At 70.0% G+C, this 21103-nt stretch carries 1 protein-coding gene; it reads left to right on the forward strand.

The annotated features are described in order from the left end of the window. Positions 1-87: 87 nt before the first annotated feature. Complete coding sequence (locus ABL838_RS03700; RefSeq protein WP_418124191.1) at positions 88-21102, forward strand: Ig-like domain-containing protein; 21015 nt, start codon at positions 88-90, stop codon at positions 21100-21102. The last annotated feature ends 1 nt before the right edge of the window (position 21103 follow it).

Here is a 21103-nt window from a genome sequence, read left to right on the forward strand (position 1 = left end):
TGTTTTTTACTTTTCGGGATGCATCCGAGCAACATAGCCGGAGCTCCCGGGAATTCACTTTTAGATCGAAAAATCAGGGAGCAGTAAATGATTTCGTTGAAGGTTGTCAGCAAACGCAGTGGAGACGGTACGCCCGTCTCGGTGAACGAGGTGTTCCTGAAGGAAGCGGCGGTCGTCCGGGTAGGGCTGTCCAGGGAACAGGTCAAGGGAATGCGCCGCGTCGGCAACGACCTGGTCATCACCTCCATCTCGGGCGAGGTCGTCACCATCCGCGAGTTCTTCTCGTCCTTCGATGGCCACAAGAGCGACCTCGTGCTCGACGACGAGAAGGGTGGCCTGTGGCTGACCGGCTTCGGCGAAGGGCAGGGCGAACTGGCGCTCAGTTATTCGGGCATCGACGCGATCGAGCCCCTGCTGCTGGAGCAGGACTTCAACTTCGGCGTGCTGCCCTGGCTGCTGGGCGGCGGACTGGCAGCCGCCGGTGCTGCCGGAGGCGGAGGCGGAGGAGGTGGTGGGGCGGGCGCCGGTTCGGCGATGGCGCTCATACCTTCGCCTTCCACGCCGCTCACGTCCCCCTCCGACGCGTCGCCGCCGGGCCGGCCCACCGTCAACCCGACCAATGCCAGGCTGATCACCGGCACGGCTCAGCCCGGCACCACCGTCCGCGTCACCGACAACACGGGCAAGGAAATCGGCAGCGCGACCGTCGAGGCCGATGGCCGCTACGTGGTCCAGCCGTCCTCGCCTCCGCCGCACGGCACGGAGATCCGCGTCGTCGCGGTGGACTCGGCCGGAAACACCAGCTCCGAGGCGCGCACGACCGTCGACAGCGTGGCGCCCCCGGTCCCTACCATCGTTCCCACCAACGGCACGACCATCGCCGGGAGCGCCGAGCCCGGCGCCGTGGTCACCGCCTCCGACGGACGCGGCAACGTGATCGGCCGCACCACGGCGGCCCAGGACGGCAGCTACAGCATCAAGCCGCCGACGCCGCTGGCCGACGGCACCGCCATCAAGGTCGTGGCCACCGACGCAGCCGGCAATGCGAGCGCACCCGCCAGCACCACGGCCGACAGCACCGCGCCGTCGCGACCCACGGTCAACCCGTCCAACGGCAGCCTGATCACGGGCAATGCCGAGGCCGGCTCGGTCGTCACCGTCAAGGACGGCGCGGGCAAGGTCATCGGCAGCGCGACCGCCGCTTCCAACGGTGCGTTCAGCATCACCCCCACGACGCCTCCCGCGGACGGCGCGACCATCAGCGTCGTTGCGACCGACCCGGCCGGCAACGCCAGCCAGCCGGCCACCGCCACCATCGATGCGACGCCGCCCGCCACGCCCAAGGTGAATCCGACCGACGGCAGCCCCATCACCGGCACAGCGGAGGCCGGCGCGGTGGTCACGATCACCGACGACAAGGGCGTCCTCATCGGCAGCACGACCGCCGCGTCCAATGGTGTGTACAGCTTCACGCCGACCAGGCCGCCGGCCAACGGCGTGGTGATCAAAGTCGTCGCCTCCGATGCCGCCGGCAACACCAGCAAGCCCGCCACGGCCGTCGTCGACGGCACGCCGCCGACGCCCACGGTCAACCTGACGAAGGGCAGCCCGATCACGGGCACCTCCGAGCCCGATTCCGTGGTCACCGTCACGGACAGCAAGGGCAACCTCATCGGCAGCACGACCACCGCGGCCGACGGCACCTACTCCCTCGTTCCCGCGAACCCGCCGTCGGACGGCACCGTGATCTACGTCGTCGCGAAGGACCTGGCCGGCAACGTGGGCCGGCCCGCGACCACCACGGTCGACAGCAGGCCGCCGGACGCGCCACTGGTCAACGCGACGAACGGCAGCGTGGTCGCAGGCACGGCCGAGGCCAACTCCGTCGTCACGGTCAAGGACGCAACGGGCAAGCTCATCGGCAGCACCACCGCGGACGCCGCCGGCAAGTTCAGCGTCGCGCCCGCGGCACAACTGGCGGACGGCACGGTTTTGCACGTCACGGCCGCGGACGCCGTCGGCAACGTGAGTGCCGAAGGCCTGGCCACGGTGGACCGCGTGCCGCCGGCCGCCCCTTCGGTCGATCCGACGCACGGCAGTGCGATCACGGGCCGTGCGGAGCCCGGCTCGGTCGTCACCGTCAGGGACGTCTCCGGCAATGTTGTCGGCAGCGCGACGGTCGGGTCCAACGGCTTCTACAGCATCGCGCCCAAGACGCCGCCCGTCGACGGCGCGGTGCTGCGCGTCACCGCCACCGACGCCGCCGGCAACACCAGCCCTGAAACCAGGACCACGGTCGACGGCGTTCCTCCGGCAAGGCCCACGGTCGATCCGACCGCCGGCAGCCTGGTCACCGGCAGTGCCGAGGCCGGCTCCGTCGTCACCGTCAGGGACGGTGCGGGCAACCTGCTCGGCAGCGCGACCGCCGATTCGAACGGCCGCTACAGCATCAAGCCAGTGACCGTTCCGTCGCACGGCACCGTGCTGCGCGTCGTCGCGACCGACCCTGCAGGCAACGACAGCCCCGAAGCCAGGGCCACCGTCGACAGCCTGCCCCCCTCCGCGCCCACCGTCGATCCGAGTTCCGGCCGCACGATCAGCGGCACGGCCGAGACCGGCTCCGTCGTCACCGTCAAGGATGGCGCCGGCAAGCTCGTCGGCAGCGCGACGGCCGATGCGAACGGCAAGTTCAGCCTCGTTCCCGTCACGCCGCTGGCCGATGGCGCCCAGGTCAGCGTCGTCGCCACCGACGCCGCCGGCAATGCGAGCTCGCCCGCCACGATGGTGGTCGACGGCACGGCCCCGCTCGCACCGGTCGTCAATCCCACAGACGGCAGCCGGATCACCGGCACGGCCGAATCCGGCTCGGTCGTCACCGTCAAGGACGGGGCCGGCAAGCTCATTGGCAGCGCTACGACCGATGCGAACGGCAAGTTCGGCATCGCTCCCGCAACGCCCGTGGCGGATGGCACCACCATCACCGCCGTCGCGACCGACCGGGCAGGCAACGCCAGCCAGCCCGCCACCGCCACGGTGGACAGCACGCCGCCTTCCAGGCCCTCCGTCGATGCGACCAACGGCAGCCTGATCACCGGCTCGGCCGAGCAGGGCTCGATCGTCACCGTCCGTGATGGCGCCGGCAATCTCGTCGGCAGCGCCGCCGCCGATTCGAACGGCCGCTACAGCATCAAGCCTGCGACCGTTCCGCCGCACAACACCGTGCTGCGCGCAACCGCCACCGACGCCGCCGGAAACACCAGCCCCGAGACGCGCGCCACGGTCGACAGCGAACTGCCCGGCGCTCCCAAGGTCGACCCGACGAACGGCAACTCGATCACGGGCACGGCCGAGGCCGGCACGGTGGTCGTCGCCAAGGACGGCGCCGGCAAGCTGATCGGCAGCGCGACGGCCGATGGCAACGGCAACTACAGCATCAAGCCGACGACACAGCTGCCGCACGACACGCAGCTGAACGTCACTGCGACCGATGCGGCCGGCAACACGAGCCAGCCTGCGCGCAGCACCGTCGACGGCAAGGCGCCCGACGCGCCCAAGCTCAATCCCAGCAACGGAGGTGCGATCACCGGTACGGCCGAAGCGGGCTCGGTGATCACCGTGAAGGATGGCGGCGGCAAGCTGATCGGCAGCGCGACGGCAGATTCGAACGGCAAGTTCAGCATCGTCCCCACGACGCCTGCTGCGGATGGCACCACCATCACCGCCGTGGCGACCGACCGGGCGGGCAACGCCAGCCAGCCCGCCACCACCACGGTGGACGGTACGCCACCTTCCAAGCCCTCTGTCGATGCGACCAACGGCAGCCTGATCACCGGCTCGGCCGAGCAGGGCTCGATCGTCGCCATCCGCGACGGCGCCGGTAACCTCGTCGGCAGCGCGGCTGTCGATTCGAACGGCCGCTACAGCATCAAGCCTGCGACCGTTCCGCCGCACAACACCGTGCTGCGCGCAACCGCCACCGACGCGGCCGGCAACACCAGCCCCGAGACGCGCGCCACGGTCGACAGCGAACTGCCAGCCGCGCCGAAGGTCGACCCGACGAACGGCGGCTCGATCATGGGCACGGCCGAGGCCGGCACGGTGGTCATCGTCAAGGACGGCGCCGGCAAGCTGATCGGCAGCGCGACGGCCGATGGCAACGGCAACTACAGCATCAAGCTGGCAACGCCGCTGACGCACGACACCGCACTGAACGTGACGGCCACCGACGCCGCAGGCAACACCAGCCAGCCCGCGCGGGCCACGGTCGATGGCCAGGCGCCCGGCGCGCCCACGGTCAAGCCGACGAACGGAAGCCTGATCTCGGGTACGGCCGAGGCCGGATCGGTGGTCACCGTCAAGGACGGTGCCGGCAAGCTCATCGGCAGCGCGACCGCAGACGGCGGCGGTGCCTACGCCATCCGGCCTGCCGTGCCGCCCTCCGACGGCACGGTGCTTCAGGTCAGCGCCACCGACGCAGCCGGCAACACCGGCCCGAGCGCGAACGCCACGGTCGATGCCGTGCCGCCCGGGCAGCCCTCGATCGATCCGACCAACGGCAAGCTGATCTCGGGCTTCGCCGAGGCCCTTTCCGTCGTCACGGTCCGCGACGGCGCCGGCAATGTCATCGGCAGCACGACGGCGGCCGCGAACGGTGCCTACAGCATCAAGCCCGCGTTCGTCCTGGCCGACGGCACCGTGCTGCGCGCCTTCGCCACCGACGCGGCCGGCAACGCGAGTTCCGAAGCACGCGGCACGGTGGACGGCGTCGTGCCCGTCACGCCGACCATCAGCCCGACCAACGGAAACCGCATCTCGGGCAAGGCCGAGGCCGGCTCGATCGTCACGGTGAAGGACGACGCGGGCAACCTCATCGGCAGCGCTGCCGCCGAATCCAACGGCACCTACACCGTGACGCCGGCGACGCCGCCGGCGCACGGCACCGTGCTGCACGTTGCCTCCACAGATGCCGCTGGCAACACCAGCCCGGAGGCACGGGCCACGGTCGACCGCACGGCGCTGCCGGCGGCCACCATCAACCCGACCGATGGCAGCCCCATCACCGGCACGGCGGAACCCGGTTCGGTGGTCACCGTCAGGGACGACGCAGGCAAGCTGATCGGCAGCACGACGGCCGATTCGCTCGGTGCCTACAGCATCACGCCGGCCGTCACTCCGCCGAATGGCACGGTGCTGCACGTCGTGACCACCAATGCAGCAGGCAACGCGAGCCCGGAAGCCACCGCGACGGTCGACAGCGTCCCACCCCCCGCACCGATCATCGAGCCGAGCAACGGCAACATGATCACCGGCACGGCCGAGGCCGGCTCCGTGGTCCGCATCACCGACGACACGGACAAGCTCATCGGCAGCGCGATCGCCGCGTCCAACGGCGCCTACAGCATCAAGCCCGCGACCGTTCCGGCGCACGGCACGGTGCTGCGCGCGGTCGCCACCGACGCTGCCGGGAACGTCAGCCCCGAAGCCAGGACGACTGTCGACCGCGTGCTGCCTGCAGCGCCGAAGGTCGATCCGTCGCAAGGCGGCCTCGTCACGGGTACGGCGGAAGTCGGCTCCGTCGTCAAGATCACCGACGACGCGGGCAACCTCATCGGCAGCGCGACCGCCGGCAACGACGGCACCTACAGCATCAAGCCGTCGGCCACTTTGCCGAATGGCGCGGTGATACGCGTGACCGCGACCGATGCCGCGGGCAACGTCAGTCCCGAAACACGAGCGGCGGTCGACAGCGTCGCTCCTGCCGCACCGACCGTGAAGCCCACCAACGGCAACACCGTCACCGGCACGGCCGAGGCGGGTTCGCTCGTCACCGTGAAGGACGGTGCCGGCAACACCATCGGCAGCGCGACGGCCGACGGCAGCGGCAACTACAGCGTCAAGCCCGCGACCGCCCCCGCGCACGACACCGTGCTGCAGGTCACCGCGACCGATGCGGCCGGCAACGCCAGCGCGCCTGCAACCGCCAAGGTCGACGCGAAGGCGCCCGACGCGCCGACGATCAATCCGACCCACGGCGACCCGATCACCGGCCGCGCCGAGGCCGGCTCTGTGGTCACGGTCAAGGACGGCGCGGGCAAGGTGGTCGGCAGCGCGACCGCCGGCAACGACGGCACCTACACCGTCACGCCCTCCAAGCCGCTGGAGGACGGCGCGAAGATCTCCGCGGTGGCCACCGATGCAGCAGGCAACGCCAGCGCTGCGGCCACCGCCACCGTGGATGCGGTCGCCCCAGGCAGGCCCACGGTCGAGCCGACCAACGGCAGCACCATCACCGGCAAGGCCGAAGCCGGCTCCGTCGTCACGGTGCAGGACCAGGCCGGCAAGCCGATCGGCAGCGCCACGGCCGATGCCAACGGCAACTACGCCATCAAGCCCGCGACCCCTCTGGCGCATGGCACGACCCTCGGCGTCTCGGCCACCGACGCGGCCGGCAACACCGGCCCTGCGGCCACGGCCACGGTCGACAGCGCCGCTCCGAACGCGCCCACCGTCAAGCCCACGAGCGGCGACACCATCGCCGGCACGGCCGAAGCAGGCTCCGTCGTGACCGTCAAGGACGCCGCGGGCAATCTCATCGGCAGCGCGACGGCGGACGGCAACGGCAACTACGCCGTCAAGCCTGCAACGCCGCCGGCGCACGACACAGCGCTGAGCGTGACTGCCACCGACGCGGCCGGCAACAGCAGCGCACCCGCCACGGCCAAGGTCGACAACAAGGCCCCCGATGCACCCACGGTCAAGCCGACCTCGGGCAGCACCATTGCCGGCACGGCCGAAGCAGGCTCGCTGGTCACCGCCAGGGACGGCACCGGCAACCTCGTCGGCAGCGCGACCGCGGGCAGCAACGGCGAATACGCCGTCACGCCGGCCCGCTCGCTGCAGGACGGCGTGAAGATCAGCGTGGTCGCGACCGACGCGGCCGGCAACGCCAGCCAGCCCGCCACGGCCACGGTCGACAACGATCCGCCGGCCAGGCCCACCGTCGATCCGACCAACGGGAGCCTCGTCACCGGCAAGGCCGAGGCCGGCTCAGTGGTCACCATCACGGACGACGCGGGCAAGCTCATCGGCAGCACGACCGCCACGACCGGTGGTGCGTACAGCTTCAAGCCGACGACGCCTCCCGCCCACGGCACGGTCCTGCACGTGGCCGCGACGGACGCCGCCGGCAACAGCAGCCCTGAAGCCAGGACGACCGTCAATGCCGTGTCTCCGTCGGCGCCGGCCGTCAACCCGACGAACGGCACCACGATCACCGGCACGGCCCAGGCCGGCTCGCTCGTCACCGTGAAGGACGGTGCCGGCAACACCATCGGCAGCGCGACGGCCGACGGCAGCGGCAACTACAGCGTCAAGCCCGCGACCGCTCCCGCGCACGACACCGTGCTGCAGGTCACTGCGACCGACGCGGCCGGCAACACCAGCGCGCCTGCAACGGCCAAGGTCGACGCCAAGGCGCCCGACGCGCCGACGATCGACCCCACCCACGGCGACCCGATCACCGGCCGCGCCGAGGCCGGCTCGGTGGTCACCGTCAAGGACGGCGCGGGCAAGGTGGTCGGAAGCGCGACCGCCGCCACCGACGGCACCTACGCCGTCACCCCGGCCAAGCCGCTGGAGGACGGCGCGAAGATCACCGCGGTGGCCACCGATGCAGCAGGCAACGCCAGCGCTGCGGCCACCGCCACCGTGGATGCCGTGCCCCCGGCGAGGCCGACCGTCGCCCCGACCAACGGCGCGTCGATCACCGGCACGGCCGAATCCGGCTCGGTGGTCACCGTCAAGGACAGTGCCGGCAAGCCGATCGGCAGCGCGACAGCGGACGCCAATGGCAACTACACCGTGAAGCCCGCGACCCCCGTGCCGCACGGAACGATGCTCGGCGTCTCGGCCACCGACGCAGCGGGCAACACCGGCCCTGCGGCCACGGCCACGGTCGACAGCGCCGCCCCGAACGCGCCCACCGTGAAGCCCACGAGCGGCAGCACCATCACCGGCACGGCGGAGGCGGGCTCGCTCGTCCTCGTCAAGGACGGCGCCGGTAACAGCGTCGGCAGCGCAACGGCCGACGGCAACGGCAACTACGTCGTCAAGCCCGCGATGCCACTGGTGCACGACACATCGCTGAGCGTGACCGCCACCGATGCGGCCGGCAACACCAGCACGCCCGCCACGGCCAAGGTCGACAGCAAGGCCCCAGACGCGCCGACCGTCAAGCCCACCTCGGGCGGCACGGTCGCCGGCACGGCGGAAGCAGGCTCGGTCGTCACCGTGAGGGACGACACCGGCAACCTCGTCGGCAGCGCAACCGCCGGCAGCAACGGCGAATACAGCATCTCGCCCACGAGCCTGCTGCCGCACGGCACGCAGCTGCGCGTGGTCGCCACCGACGCCACCGGCAACACCAGCCAGGCCGCCACGGCCACGGTGGACAGCGTCGCGCCCGTCATTTCCATCTCGATCGTCGAGGACGCCAATAACGACGGCTTCATCAACGCCAGCGAGAAAAAAGCCGACGTGACGGTGAAGGTCACCCTCGTGTCCGGCGCCGCGGTGGGCGATGAAATCAGCCTCACCGACGGCACCCACATGTTCAGCGTCAAGCTGAGCGCTGCGGATGTCTCCAACGGCTTCGTCAACGTCTCGTTCCCGAACCCGGCCGAAGGTGCGGCGATCCGCGTCAGCGCGATCAGCCAGGACCTTGCCGGCAACACCTCGAGGCCGGCGGCGACGGACAGCGCGATCCTCGACACCACGGCGCCGGCCACCCCGGCCAGCGTGTCGGCCACCGACGACGCAGGCCCGGTGCAGGGCGCGATCGGCAACGGCGGCTCCACCGACGACGCGACGCCCACTTTCGCAGGCAGCGGCGCGACGCCTGGCGACATCGTCAGGGTGTACGACGGCGCCGCGCTGATCGGCAGCGCCACGGTCAAGGCCGATGGCAGCTGGGCATTCACGCCGACGGGGCTGGGGCAGGGCGCGCACAGCATCACGCACACCATCAGCGACGCGGCCGGCAACACCAGCGCAGCCAGCGCGCCGCTGGGCTTCATCGTCGACACCGCGGCGGTGTCGGTGACCGTCACCAAGGCGGGCGAGACCCGGCAGGGGCAGCAGATCAAGACGCGTCCCGCCGGCTTCACCGACGATGTCACGCCCACGATCGTCGGCACCGCCACGGCCGGCGCCGTCGTGACCATCAAGGAAGGCTCCAAGGCCATCGCCTCCACCACGGCGGATGGGTCCGGCAACTGGAACCTCGTGCTGCCCACGCAAACGGAAGGCGCGCACAGCTACAAGGCCACGGCGGTGAACGCCGCAGGCACGAGCAGCGAGACCTCGTTCTCGCTGACCATCGACACCACGCCGCCGGCCGTTCCGGTGATCGCCTCGGTCGTCGACGACACCGGTTCGGTGCAGGGCTCGCTTGCCAGCGGTGCCGCTAGTGACGACACCCGACCCACGCTCAGCGGAAGCGGCGCGACGCCGGGCGACCTCATCACCGTCTTCGACAACGGCAGCGCCATCGGCAGCACCACGGTGCAATCCGACGGACGCTGGAGCTTCACCACGGCCAGCCCGACCTCGCCGCTGGGCGAGGGCGAGCACAAGCTCACCGTCACGGCCACAGATCCGGTGGGCAACCAGAGCCAGCACTCGGCCGCCTTCGTTGTCAACGTCGACACCACGGCGCCGGTGCGTCCGGACGCCGTGGCCGGCTACGTCGACAACGCAGGCGCGGTCCAGAACGCGGCCAGCACCGCGACCTTCACCGACGACACCACGCCGGGGTTCAAGATCGCCTCCATCGCAGCCGGCCTGACGCCGTCGCTGTACGTCGACGGCAACAAGGTCGCAGCCACCTACGACCCGGCCGCCGGCACGCTCACGCCCGTGTCCCCGCTCGCCGAGGGCGCGCACAGCATCGGCTACACGCTGACCGACGCGGCAGGCAACGAGAGCCCGCGCTCCAACGACTTCAGGCTCACCGTCGACCTGACGCCGCCGCCCGCGCTCGACTCGTCCCTCATCCAGGTGCTGGACGACGTGGGCCCGGTGCAGGGCCCCCTGGCCGCCGGGGCGAAGACCGACGACAGCAAGCCCGAGTACACCGGCAAGACCGACCCGGCGCAGGTGTCGGTCATCAACGTCTACGACAACGGCACGCTCATCGGCAGCACGGCGGTGAACGCCGACGGCAGCTGGCGCTTCACGCCCGACCTGCCGCTGGCCCTGGGCGCGCACAGCCTCACGGCGCGCGCCGTGGACGCGGCGGGCAACATCGGCGCCGCCACGCCGGCATCGACCTTCACGCTGGTGGGCGATCCGCCTGCGGCGCCGGCCATCATCGGCGTGATCGACGACAGGGGCAGCGTCACGGGCAACGTCGCCCGCGACGCCAGCACCGACGACACCACGCTCACGCTCAACGGCACCGGCACGGCCGGCACCGTGGTCACCGTGTATGCCGACGGCGTGGCCGTGGGCTCCACCAGCGTGGCTTCCAACGGCACCTGGAGCGTCACCACCAGTCCGCTGAGCGGCGACGGCGTCAAGAACCTGAGCGCACAGGCAGTCGACGGCGCGGGGCAGGCGAGCCCGCGCACGGGCCTCTATCCGGTCGTGCTCGACACCACGGCTCCGGCCACGCCCGACACGGCCGTCGCCTTCGACGACCAGGGCCCGGTGCAGGGCGCTATCGCGGCCGGCGCCACCACCGACGACACCACGCCCACCTTCAGCGGCAGCGGCCTGAAGGCCGGCGACACCGTGCGCCTGTACGACGGCGGCGCGCTCATCGGCAGCTTCACCGCCGCCACCGACGGCGCCTGGAGCATCACGCCCAGCACGCCGCTGGGGCGCGGCACGCACCGCATCACGCACACAGTCACCGACGCCGCGGGCAACACCAGCGCCGCCAGCGCGGTGCTCGACTTCACGGTCGACCCGAGCGACGTCGTCGTCAGCATCGAACAGGTCGCCGACGACCAGGGCGGCATCAAGGGCAACCTCGCGCCCGGCGCGCGTACCGACGACACCACGCCCTCGCTCGTGGGCAAGGCCACGGCCGGCGCGATCGTGACCGTCAAGGAAGGCTCGACCGTCCTCGGCTCCACCACTGCGGACGCGGGCGGCAACTGGCGCTTCACGCTTCCCCTGCAGAAGGAAGGCACGCACAGCTACACCGCCACCGCGGTGAACGCCGCGGGCAAGCAGGGCGACGCCACCATCGCGCTGACCATCGACACCACCGCGCCCGAGGTGCCGTCCATCGCCGGCGCCGCCGACGACGTCGGCCTGGTGCAGGGCCCGATCGCCAACGGCGGTCCCACCGACGACGCCACGCCCACGCTCACGGGCAGCGGCGCCACGCCGGGCGACGTGATCAAGGTCTACGACAACGGCAGCGTCCTCGGCAGCACGACCGTCAAGGCCGACGGCAGCTGGAGCTTCACGCCGACCACGCCGCTGACCGAGGGCACGCACCGCCTCGGCGCCACGACCGTCGACCCCGTGGGCAACGAGAGCCCGCAGTCGGGCTCCTTCACCGTCAACGTGGACACCACTGCGCCCACCACCAAGGCCACGCTCGCTGCCATCGGTGACGACACCGGCTCGAGCGGCGGCGACTTCGTCACCAGCGACCGCACCCTGGTGTTCACCATCAAGGTCGATTCGGCCGTGGAGGCCGGCGCCACGGTGCAGGTCTCGCTGGACAACGGCAAGACCTGGAGCGACGCGACCCCCTCGGGCGGCGGCAGCTACCAGTTCGACAATACGACCGTCCCGCTGGCCGACGGCAGCTACACCGTGCTGACGCGCGTGGTGGATGCGGCCGGCAACACGACCCAGCCGAGCTCGCAGCTCGTGGTGATCGACACAAGCGGCCCAACCACCGGCAACGCCGTCGACATCACGGCCTACACCGACGATGTCGCGCCCAACCTGGGCGACTACGGCAGCGGCACCAGCACGATCGACACCACGCCGGTGCTCAAGGGCACCGTCTCGGGCCTGAAGGCGGGCGACGTCGTGCAGATATTCGAAGGCTCGGCGCTGCTGGGCACGGCCGCCGTGAACGGCACCGCCTGGACCTTCGCATTGCCGACGCTGGCCAACGGCAGCAGGCACACCTACGTCGCCGTGATCGCCGATGCGGCGGGCAACAAGGGCACGGCCTCGGCCGACTTCTCGCTGGCCGTGAACACCGCCGCGCCCTCGCAGTCGGTCGCGATCGTCAGCTGCACCGACGACCAGGCACCCCAGACTGGCACCTTCGCGTCGGGCAGCACCATCAACGACACCTCGCCGCTGCTGAACGGCACGATCGGCGGAACGCTCAATGCCGGCGACACGGTGGTGGTCTACCGCGACGGAGTGCGCCTGGGCGCCGCCACCCTGTCCGGCGGCTCCGCCTGGAGCTTCCAGGACGCCGGCCTCGCCGACGGCAAGAGCTACAGCTACACGGCCCGCATCGAGGATGCCGCGGGCAACCAGAGCGGAGCGTCGGCGGCCTTCGCGCTCACGATCGACCAGCGCGCACCCACCACGGCGCCGGTCGTCGAGAGCTTCGTGGACGACGTGGCGCCGGTCACCGGGGCGATCGCCCAGGGCGGCACCACCAACGACGCGCGCCCCGAACTCAAGGGCTCCGGCGCAGAGCCCGACGGCACCGTCAGGATCTACGACAACGGCGCGCTGATCGGCACCGCGACGGCGGACGCCGCCGGCAAGTGGAGCTTTACGCCCGAGGCCGGCAAGGAGCTCGCCAACGGCGCCCACAGCCTCACCACGAGCAGCGTCGATGCGGCCGGCAACGAAGGCCCGCAGTCCGCGGCGCTGGCGTTCACGGTCGACACCCTCGCGCCTTCGCAATCGACGGCGATCGTCTCCATCAACGACGACCGCGGCGCGCTGCAGGGCGCCGTGGCCGACGGCGGCTTCACCGACGACGCCGCGCCGCAGGTGGCGGGCACCGTTTCGGCACCGCTGCAGGCCGGCGAGAAGGTCGTCGTGCTGCGCGACGGTGCCGTCATCGGCACCGCGAAGATGACCGACGCGACCCACTGGAGCTTCGACGACACCGGCCTGAGCGACGGCCGCACTTACACCTACACCGCGCGCGTGGAGGACGCGGCCGGCAACCGGGGCGCCGTCTCGGGCAGCTACGCCATCACCGTCGACACATCGGTGCCGACGCAGGCGGCCACGATCTCGACCGTGTTCGACAACGCGGACCCGGTGCAGGGCGACGTCGCCAGCGGCGGCACCACCAACGACTCCCAGCCGGAGCTCAGAGGCACCGTGTCGGGCAGCCTGGCCGGCAACGAGTTCGTCGCCGTGTATCGCGACGGCGTCAGGATCGGCACCGCCTCGATCTCGGGCACGAGCTGGTCCTACACCGACACCAGCGGCCTCGCCAACGCCTCGAGCTACAGCTACACCGTGCGCGTCGAGGACGCCGCGGGCGGCGGCGGCACCGCCTCCTCGCCCTACGTCATCACGCTGAAGCTTTCGGGTCCGTCCACCAAGGCCAGCATCACGGCCGTGAACGACGACGTCGATCCGCAGCAGGGCTCGGTGCCGAACGACGGCTACACCAACGACACCGCGCCGCAGGTCACCGGCACCATCTCGGCCGCGCTGCAGGCCGGCGAGAAGGTCGTCGTGCTGCGCGACGGCAAGGAGATCGGCTTCGCGACCATGACGGACGCCACGCACTGGAGCTACGCCGACAGCGGCCTTTCCGACGGGAGCACCTACGTCTACACGGCCCGCGTGCAGGACGCGGCTTCCAACCCCGGCGCCGACTCGAACGCGCATGCGATCCGCATCGACACTGCCGCGCCCGCGGCGACGGTGAAGCTGGTGCGTGCCATCGACAACGTCGACCCGGTCTCGGGCGACATTCCCGCCAACGGCACCACCAACGACGACACGCCGACGCTGGAGGGCACCCTCTCGGCGCCGCTAAGCGGCACCGAGCGGCTGCACGTGTTCCGCAACGGCCTGCTCGCCGGTATCGCGAAGGTCACTGGCACCGCCTGGACCTTCGAGGACTCGGGCCTCGCCAGCGGCACCGCCTACACCTACGAGGCGAGGGTCATGGACGCGGCCGGCAATGCCGGCGCCGCCTCCAACAGCCTGCGCTTCACGGTCAACACCTCGGGCGTCACGCAGACCGTCCAGATCCTCCGGGTGGACGACCAGGCCGCCCCGGTGAAGGCCAACGTGCCCAACGGGGGCACGACCAACGACACCGCGCCGACGCTCGGCGGCTCGATCTCCACCGCGCTGAACGCGGGCGACGTGGTCCAGGTGCTGCGCGACGGCAAGGTGGTCGGCAACGCCACCGTGACGGGCACGACCTGGACCTTCCGCGACAGTGGCCTTGCCGACGGCACGACGTACAGCTACGCCGCGCGCGTCGTCAATTCCGGCGGCAACGAAGGCGCGAAGAGCGCGGCCTATGCGATCACGCTGGACCTCGTCGCGCCGGGCCAGACGGCGGCGATCACCGGCTATACCGACGACCAGGCCCCGCAGCAGGGCAGCTTCGCATCCGGCAGCGTCACCAACGACACCACGCCGCAGCTCGACGGCACCTTGAGCGCTGCGCTCGCGACCGGCGAGGCCGTGGTGATCTACAGGGACGGCAAGCGCATCGGCACCGCCACCATGTCCGGCGCCACGGCCTGGAGCTTCCAGGATTCCGGGCTGGCCGACGGCGCCACCTACGGCTACACCGCCAAGGTAGAGGATGCGGCAGGCAACGAAGGCCAGGCCTCGGCCACCTTCACGCTGACCGTCGACCGGACCGCGCCCGCCGCGGCACCCTCGATCGACAGCGTCATGGACGCGACGGCGCCGGTCGTCGGCCCGATCACCTCCGGCAGCACGACCAACGAAACCCGTCCCCAGATGAATGGGGCCGGGGCCGAGCCCAACGGCAAGGTCAAGGTCTACGACAACGACACGCTCATCGGCACCGCCGTCGCCGACGGCTCGGGCAAGTGGAGCTTCACGCCGGAAGCCGGCAAGCCGCTGGCCAACGGCGCGCACAGCCTGACCGCGAGCAGCGTCGATGCAGCCGGCAACGAGGGGCCGAGGTCGGCGCCGCTGGCCTTCACGGTCGGCACCACCGCGCCGACGCAGGCGGCGACGATCACCGCGATCAGCGACGACACCGGCGCCAGCGCGAGCGACTTCATCACCAGCGACACCACCCTCGTCGTGACGGTGACGCTCGACGCCGCGGCCGGCACCGGCGAGAAGGTGCAGGTCTCGCTCGACAACGGCACGAGCTGGCGCGACGCGGCGCTGGTCTCGGGCAACACCTACCGGCTCGACAACACGGCCGTGCCGCTCGCGGCGGGCGACTACGTCTTCCAGGCGCGCGTCGTCGACGCCGCCGGCAATGCCGGCAAGTCGACCAGCCAGCGCGTGGTGATCGACACCCAGCACTCGGCAGGTATCGCCATCGACATCGCGTCGATCAGCACCGACACCGGCGTCGTGGGCGACTTCATCACCAGCGACACCAGCCTGACCATCAACGGCAGGCTGACCGGCACGCTGGCTTCCGACGAAACCGCGCAGATCAGCCTCGATGGCGGCGCCAGCTGGGTCAACCTGGTTGTCAGCGGCGGCAGCTGGAGCTACGTCGACGGACGGGTGCTCACAGACGGCAGCCACGAGTACAGGGTGCGGGTGGTGGACACCGCCGGCAACCTCGCGGCGTTCGACGCCCGCACCGTGGTCATCGACACCTCGACGCCGACCGCCGGCAATGCGGTGGCCGTCACCGCCTACACCGACGACGTGGACCCGAATGCCGGCGACTACGCCAGCGGCACCACCACCAACGACACCACGCCGGTGCTCAAGGGCACCGTCTCGGGCCTGAAGACGGGCGAGGTCGTGCAGATCCTCGAAGGCGGCGTGCTGCTGGGCACCGCCACCGTGCAAGGCACGGCGTGGGAATTCAAGCTGCCGACGCTGGCCGACGCAAGCACGCACACTTACACCGCGGCCATTGCGAGTGCTGCGGGCACGAGGGGCACGACCTCGGCGAACTTCACGTTGACGGTCGATGCCACCGCGCCGACGGACGCACCGGTCATCGACAGCGTCATCGACAACGTCGACCCGGTCCAGGGCCCGATCGGCCAGGGCGAAACGAGCAACGACGCGCGCCCGGAACTCAAGGGTTCGGGCGCCGAGCCCAACGGCACGGTGAACGTCTACGACAACGGCGTGCTGATCGGCAGCACCAGGGCCGACGCCTCCGGCAAATGGAGCTTCGAGCCCGCTTCCGGCAAGCAGCTGGTCGACGGCGTCCACAGCCTCAGGGTGAGCAGTGTGGACGCGGCGGGCAACGAAGGGCCGAAGTCGGCGCCGACGGTCTTCATCATCGACACGGTGACGCCGTCGCAGACCGTGACGCTCTCGCGCGCCATCGACAACGTCGAACCGATCTCGGGCAACATTCCGGCCAACGGAAGCACCAACGACGATTCGCCCAGGCTGGAGGGCACCCTCTCCGCCGTGCTGGCCAGGTCGGAGCAGCTGCACGTGTTCCGCAACGGCGTGTACGTGGGCAACGCGACCGTGAGCGGTACCGACTGGGTCTTCAACGACATCGGCCTTTCGAACGGCACCACCTACACATACGAGGCCAGGGTCATGGACATGGCCGGCAACGCCGGTGCCGCCTCGAACAGCCTGCGCTTCACCGTCATCACCTCCACCGTCACGCAGACGGTGCAGATCGTGCGTGTGCAGGACAACGTCGAACCGGGCCGCGGCGCCGTGGCCGACGGCGGAACGACGAACGACGCCGACCCGGTGCTCATCGGCTCGACCTCCGCCGTCCTGAACTCCGGTGAGGTGGTCGAGGTACTGCGCAACGGCGCCGTGATCGGTACCGCCACGGTGACCGGCACCAGCTGGCGTTTCGCCGACAAGGGCCTCGCCGACGGCGCGACCTACAAGTACACCGCGCGCGTCGTGAGCGCCGGTGGCAACCAGGGTGCGGAGAGCCTCGCCCATTCCGTCACGCTCGACCTGACGGCGCCCGTCCAGAAGGTGGCCATCACCGACTTCACCGACGACCGCGATCCGCAGAAGGGCAGCTTCGCATCCGGCAGCACGACCAACGATGCGTCGCCGCAGCTCAACGGAACCCTCTCGGCGCCGCTCGCGGCCAACGAGGTGGTGGCGGTCTACCGCAACGGCACGCGCATCGGCGTCGCCATCGTGAGCGGCAATGCCTGGAGCTTCGAGGACAAGGGCCTGGACGACGGCAGCACCTACCGCTACACCGCCCGCGTCGAGGACGCGGCGGGCAACCAGGGCAGCGCTTCTGCGGAGTTCACGCTCACCGTCGACCGGACCGCGCCCGTGACGACGCCTTCCATCGACAGCGCCATGGACGACGTCGCCCCGGTCACCGGGGCCATCGCATCGCGCGGCACGACCAACGATGCACGTCCCGAACTGAAGGGCTCGGGCGCGGAGCCGAACGGCACTGTCCACATCTACGACAACGGCACGCTCATCGGCACCGTGACGGCTGATGCGTCGGGCAACTGGAGCTTCACGCCCGCGGTGGGCAAGGAGCTCGCCGATGGCCTGCACAGGCTCACGGCGAGGAACGTCGATGCGGCGGGCAACGAGGGCTCGCAATCGACGGCGTTGGTCTTCACGGTCGACACGATCGCGCCGACGGGCGCGCCTTCCATCGACCGCGCCGTCGACGACGTCGCACCGGTCACCGGCGCCATCGCGTCCGGGGGCATGACCAACGACGCCCGCCCCGAACTGCGGGGGGCGGGAACCGAGCCCAACGGCATGGTGAACATCTACGACAACGGCAAGCTGATCGGCTCCACCACGGCGGACAGCTCCGGGAAGTGGAGCTTCACGCCCGAAGCCGGCAAGGAACTGGCCGACGGCGCCCACAGCTTCGTCGCGAGCAATGTGGACGCGGCCGGCAACGAAGGACCGAAGTCGGCAGCGCTCGTCTTCACGGTCGACACCTTGCCGCCCCCGGTCGCGACGCTGAGCCTCGCGAACTACTCGGACAGCTTCCCTTCGGCGGGCAATCTGGCTGCCAACCAGTCCTCCGATCGCAACAGCACCGACAACACCTTCGACCTCGTTCTGACCGGGGCCGATGCATCGATCGCTCGCTATGAGGTCTCGACCGACGGCGGGCAGAACTGGAAGTCGACGACCGCGGCGCAGAGCGGCTTGTCTGACGGCAAGTACCTTTTCCGAGCGAGCCTGACCGACGCTGCCGGCAACACCACCGCTGCGGCCAACAGCATCGAAGTGAACGTGGACCGGACCGGCCCCGCGCTCGATCTGCAACGACTGAACAGCGCAGTGATCGCAGGCACCGCGGAGGCGGGTGCGCTCGTCACGATCGACGTCGGCAACAACGGCTCCATCGAAGGCAGCGTCGTCGCGGATGCCGGCGGTAACTGGGCATGGACGCCGTCCGCCTCGCTGTCGGCCAACACGGTTGTTGCCGCAGTCGCCTACGACCTGGCCGGGAACGCGTCGAGCAAGGGAATGCAGGCCGTGGATGCGACGCCGCCCGTCATCACGATCCAGAAGTCGGACGGCAAGCGCTTCTCGGGAACGACCTCCGACGCCGATACGCCGGTGGCTTCCCCCACGGCGTCCAGGCCGATCACCGTGACGCTCAGCATCGACAAGAACGCCGACGGCACGATCGACTACGTGCTCCCGTTCACAGCCACGGTCACGGCGGACGGCGCATGGAGCATCGACGCCTCGGCGGCTCCCGTGAACGTCGGTGCGATCGTGACGGCCGTGGCCCAGGACTACGCGGGCAACCGTTCGACGCCTGCAGCGGTGACAGTGGGCGGCGGCACCAGCAAGATGTACGGCAGCACGAGCAACGACAACTTCGGCTACGACGTACAGGCCATCGGCGACTTCAACGCAGACGGCTACAACGACTTCGCGGTCGTATCGCCACATGGATCTTCCGCCGCTCGCGCTGCGAATGCGTGGAGCGTCAGCATCCTCTATGGCAGCAAGCAAGGGCTGCCGGACTTGAGCAGCGTTGCGAACCTGCCCGGCACGGATGGCCTGAAGATCTATACCTCGGGGAGCATTTCCGACTCGAACATCCTGACCGCGGTGCAAGGCTACGGCGACGTCAATGGCGACGGCTATTCCGACGTGATCGTCTACGACGACAACCTGAACAGCGACTGGGTCATCTTCGGCAGATCCTCCGCGAACGCCGGTTCCTCGCCGGTGAGCGTCGACGTCAAGACCATCATCTCCTCCGGCGGCAACAGCGACGGCGTCGCCATCGTCCAGCGCGCGGGTTCGACCTGGTTCGGAGCCGGCGGCGCACTGGTGGACGTCAATGGCGACGGCTACGCCGACATCGTCATGCAGGACTGGAACCAGGGCACCGGCAGGGCGGGTACGGCCATCATCTACGGGCACGCCGGGGCGGCGGGCTCCGCCGAGTGGGCCAACTACTACGTCGGCTTCGGTTCCACGTACCCGTCGAGCTACGTGTCGGACAGCAGTTCCTCGTCCACGGAAAGCTATCGGCCGCACAGCGTGATCTACAACGACAGCACGAACGGCTACCCCGTCAATGTGATGAACATCGGCGACATCAACGGCGACGGCTATGCGGACTTCGCGTACAGCCTGTACAACGCAAGGAACCCGGTGACCAGCTACAGCAATGCCGGAGCGATCCAGGTGATCTACGGCAAGGCGGGCGGCTTGCCGCAGGACTACAGCCTGCAGACCGACTACACGAACACCGCCAATGGCTTCCGCGTCTATGGGGAGCAGGCCGACCAGTACCTCGGCACCTACATCGATCCGGAACCCTACGGATACCTGTCGAACACCGGCATGCCCACTTCCTCGGGTGACGTCAACGGCGACGGCATCGCGGACCTGATCATCGGCTCGCCGCAATACGGGCCGAATGCGGGTGATCAGAAGGGACCGGGTCGCGTCTACGTGGTCTACGGCAAGGCCGCAGGCGCGAAGTCGGACATCAACCTTGCGAGCCTCTCGCCGTCCGACGGCTTCGTCATCACAGCGTCGGACAGCTCGGCGGACGCGATGTTCGGCAACGGCACCTCGGTGGGCGACTTCAACGGCGACGGCATCGACGACATTGCCATCGGTGCACCGCTGGCCGACGTGAAGGGAATGATCAACAACGGTGCCGTCTACATCGTGTATGGCCAGCAGGGTGGCTACTCCGGCACGGTGAGCGTTGCAGCAGCCTATTGGGGTGACAGATCCGCGAACAGCACGAATGTCACCTATGAGCAGAACGGCAACGCCAACTCCGGCTCGATGCTAGGCGTGAACGTGGCGCTGTCCGACCTGAACGGTGATGGGCAGGCCGATCTGGCGCTCGGATCCCCGTACAAGGGCCAGCCTTGGTCGACTGCCAACGGCTATCTCGACGTGGTCTATGCCAGCGCGTTCAACTTCACGAACTCGCTGACCGTGGGCGACGACGTCATCGCGGCGACGGCGGGCAAGGACAGGCTTTCCGGCGGTGCGGGCAACGACGTCATCACGGGCGTCGGCGCGGGAGACAGCGCCTATGGCGGCGCGGGGAACGACACCATCCATATCACCGAGATCGCGGGAGTGGTGCGCGTGGACGGCGGGCTGGGCGTCGACACCCTGGTGGCCGATGCTTCGAACCTCACGCTCGACCTGTCGCAGCTGGGCCTGAAGGTGCAGGGCTTCGAGAACTTCGACCTGGGCACCGGCGCCGCCAACACGGGCAACACGCTGAAGCTGCGGCTTACCGATGTCCTGAGCCAGCAGAGCAGCGTCGGCAACGGCAACGGCACGGGCCAAGGGCACCTGCGCGTGACCGGCGATTCCGGCGACACCGTGCAGCTGCTCCATGGCACCGACAGCTGGAGCGTGACCGGAAGCACGAGCGCCGGCGGGGTGAACTACAGCATCTACCACAACAGCAACCTGTCGGCGGCGAACACGCTGGGAGACATCTGGATCCAGCAGGGGATCACTGTCATCTGAA

It is taken from the genome of Variovorax sp. 160MFSha2.1, assembly GCF_048305075.1.
GTDB classification, from domain to species: domain Bacteria; phylum Pseudomonadota; class Gammaproteobacteria; order Burkholderiales; family Burkholderiaceae_C; genus Variovorax; species Variovorax guangxiensis.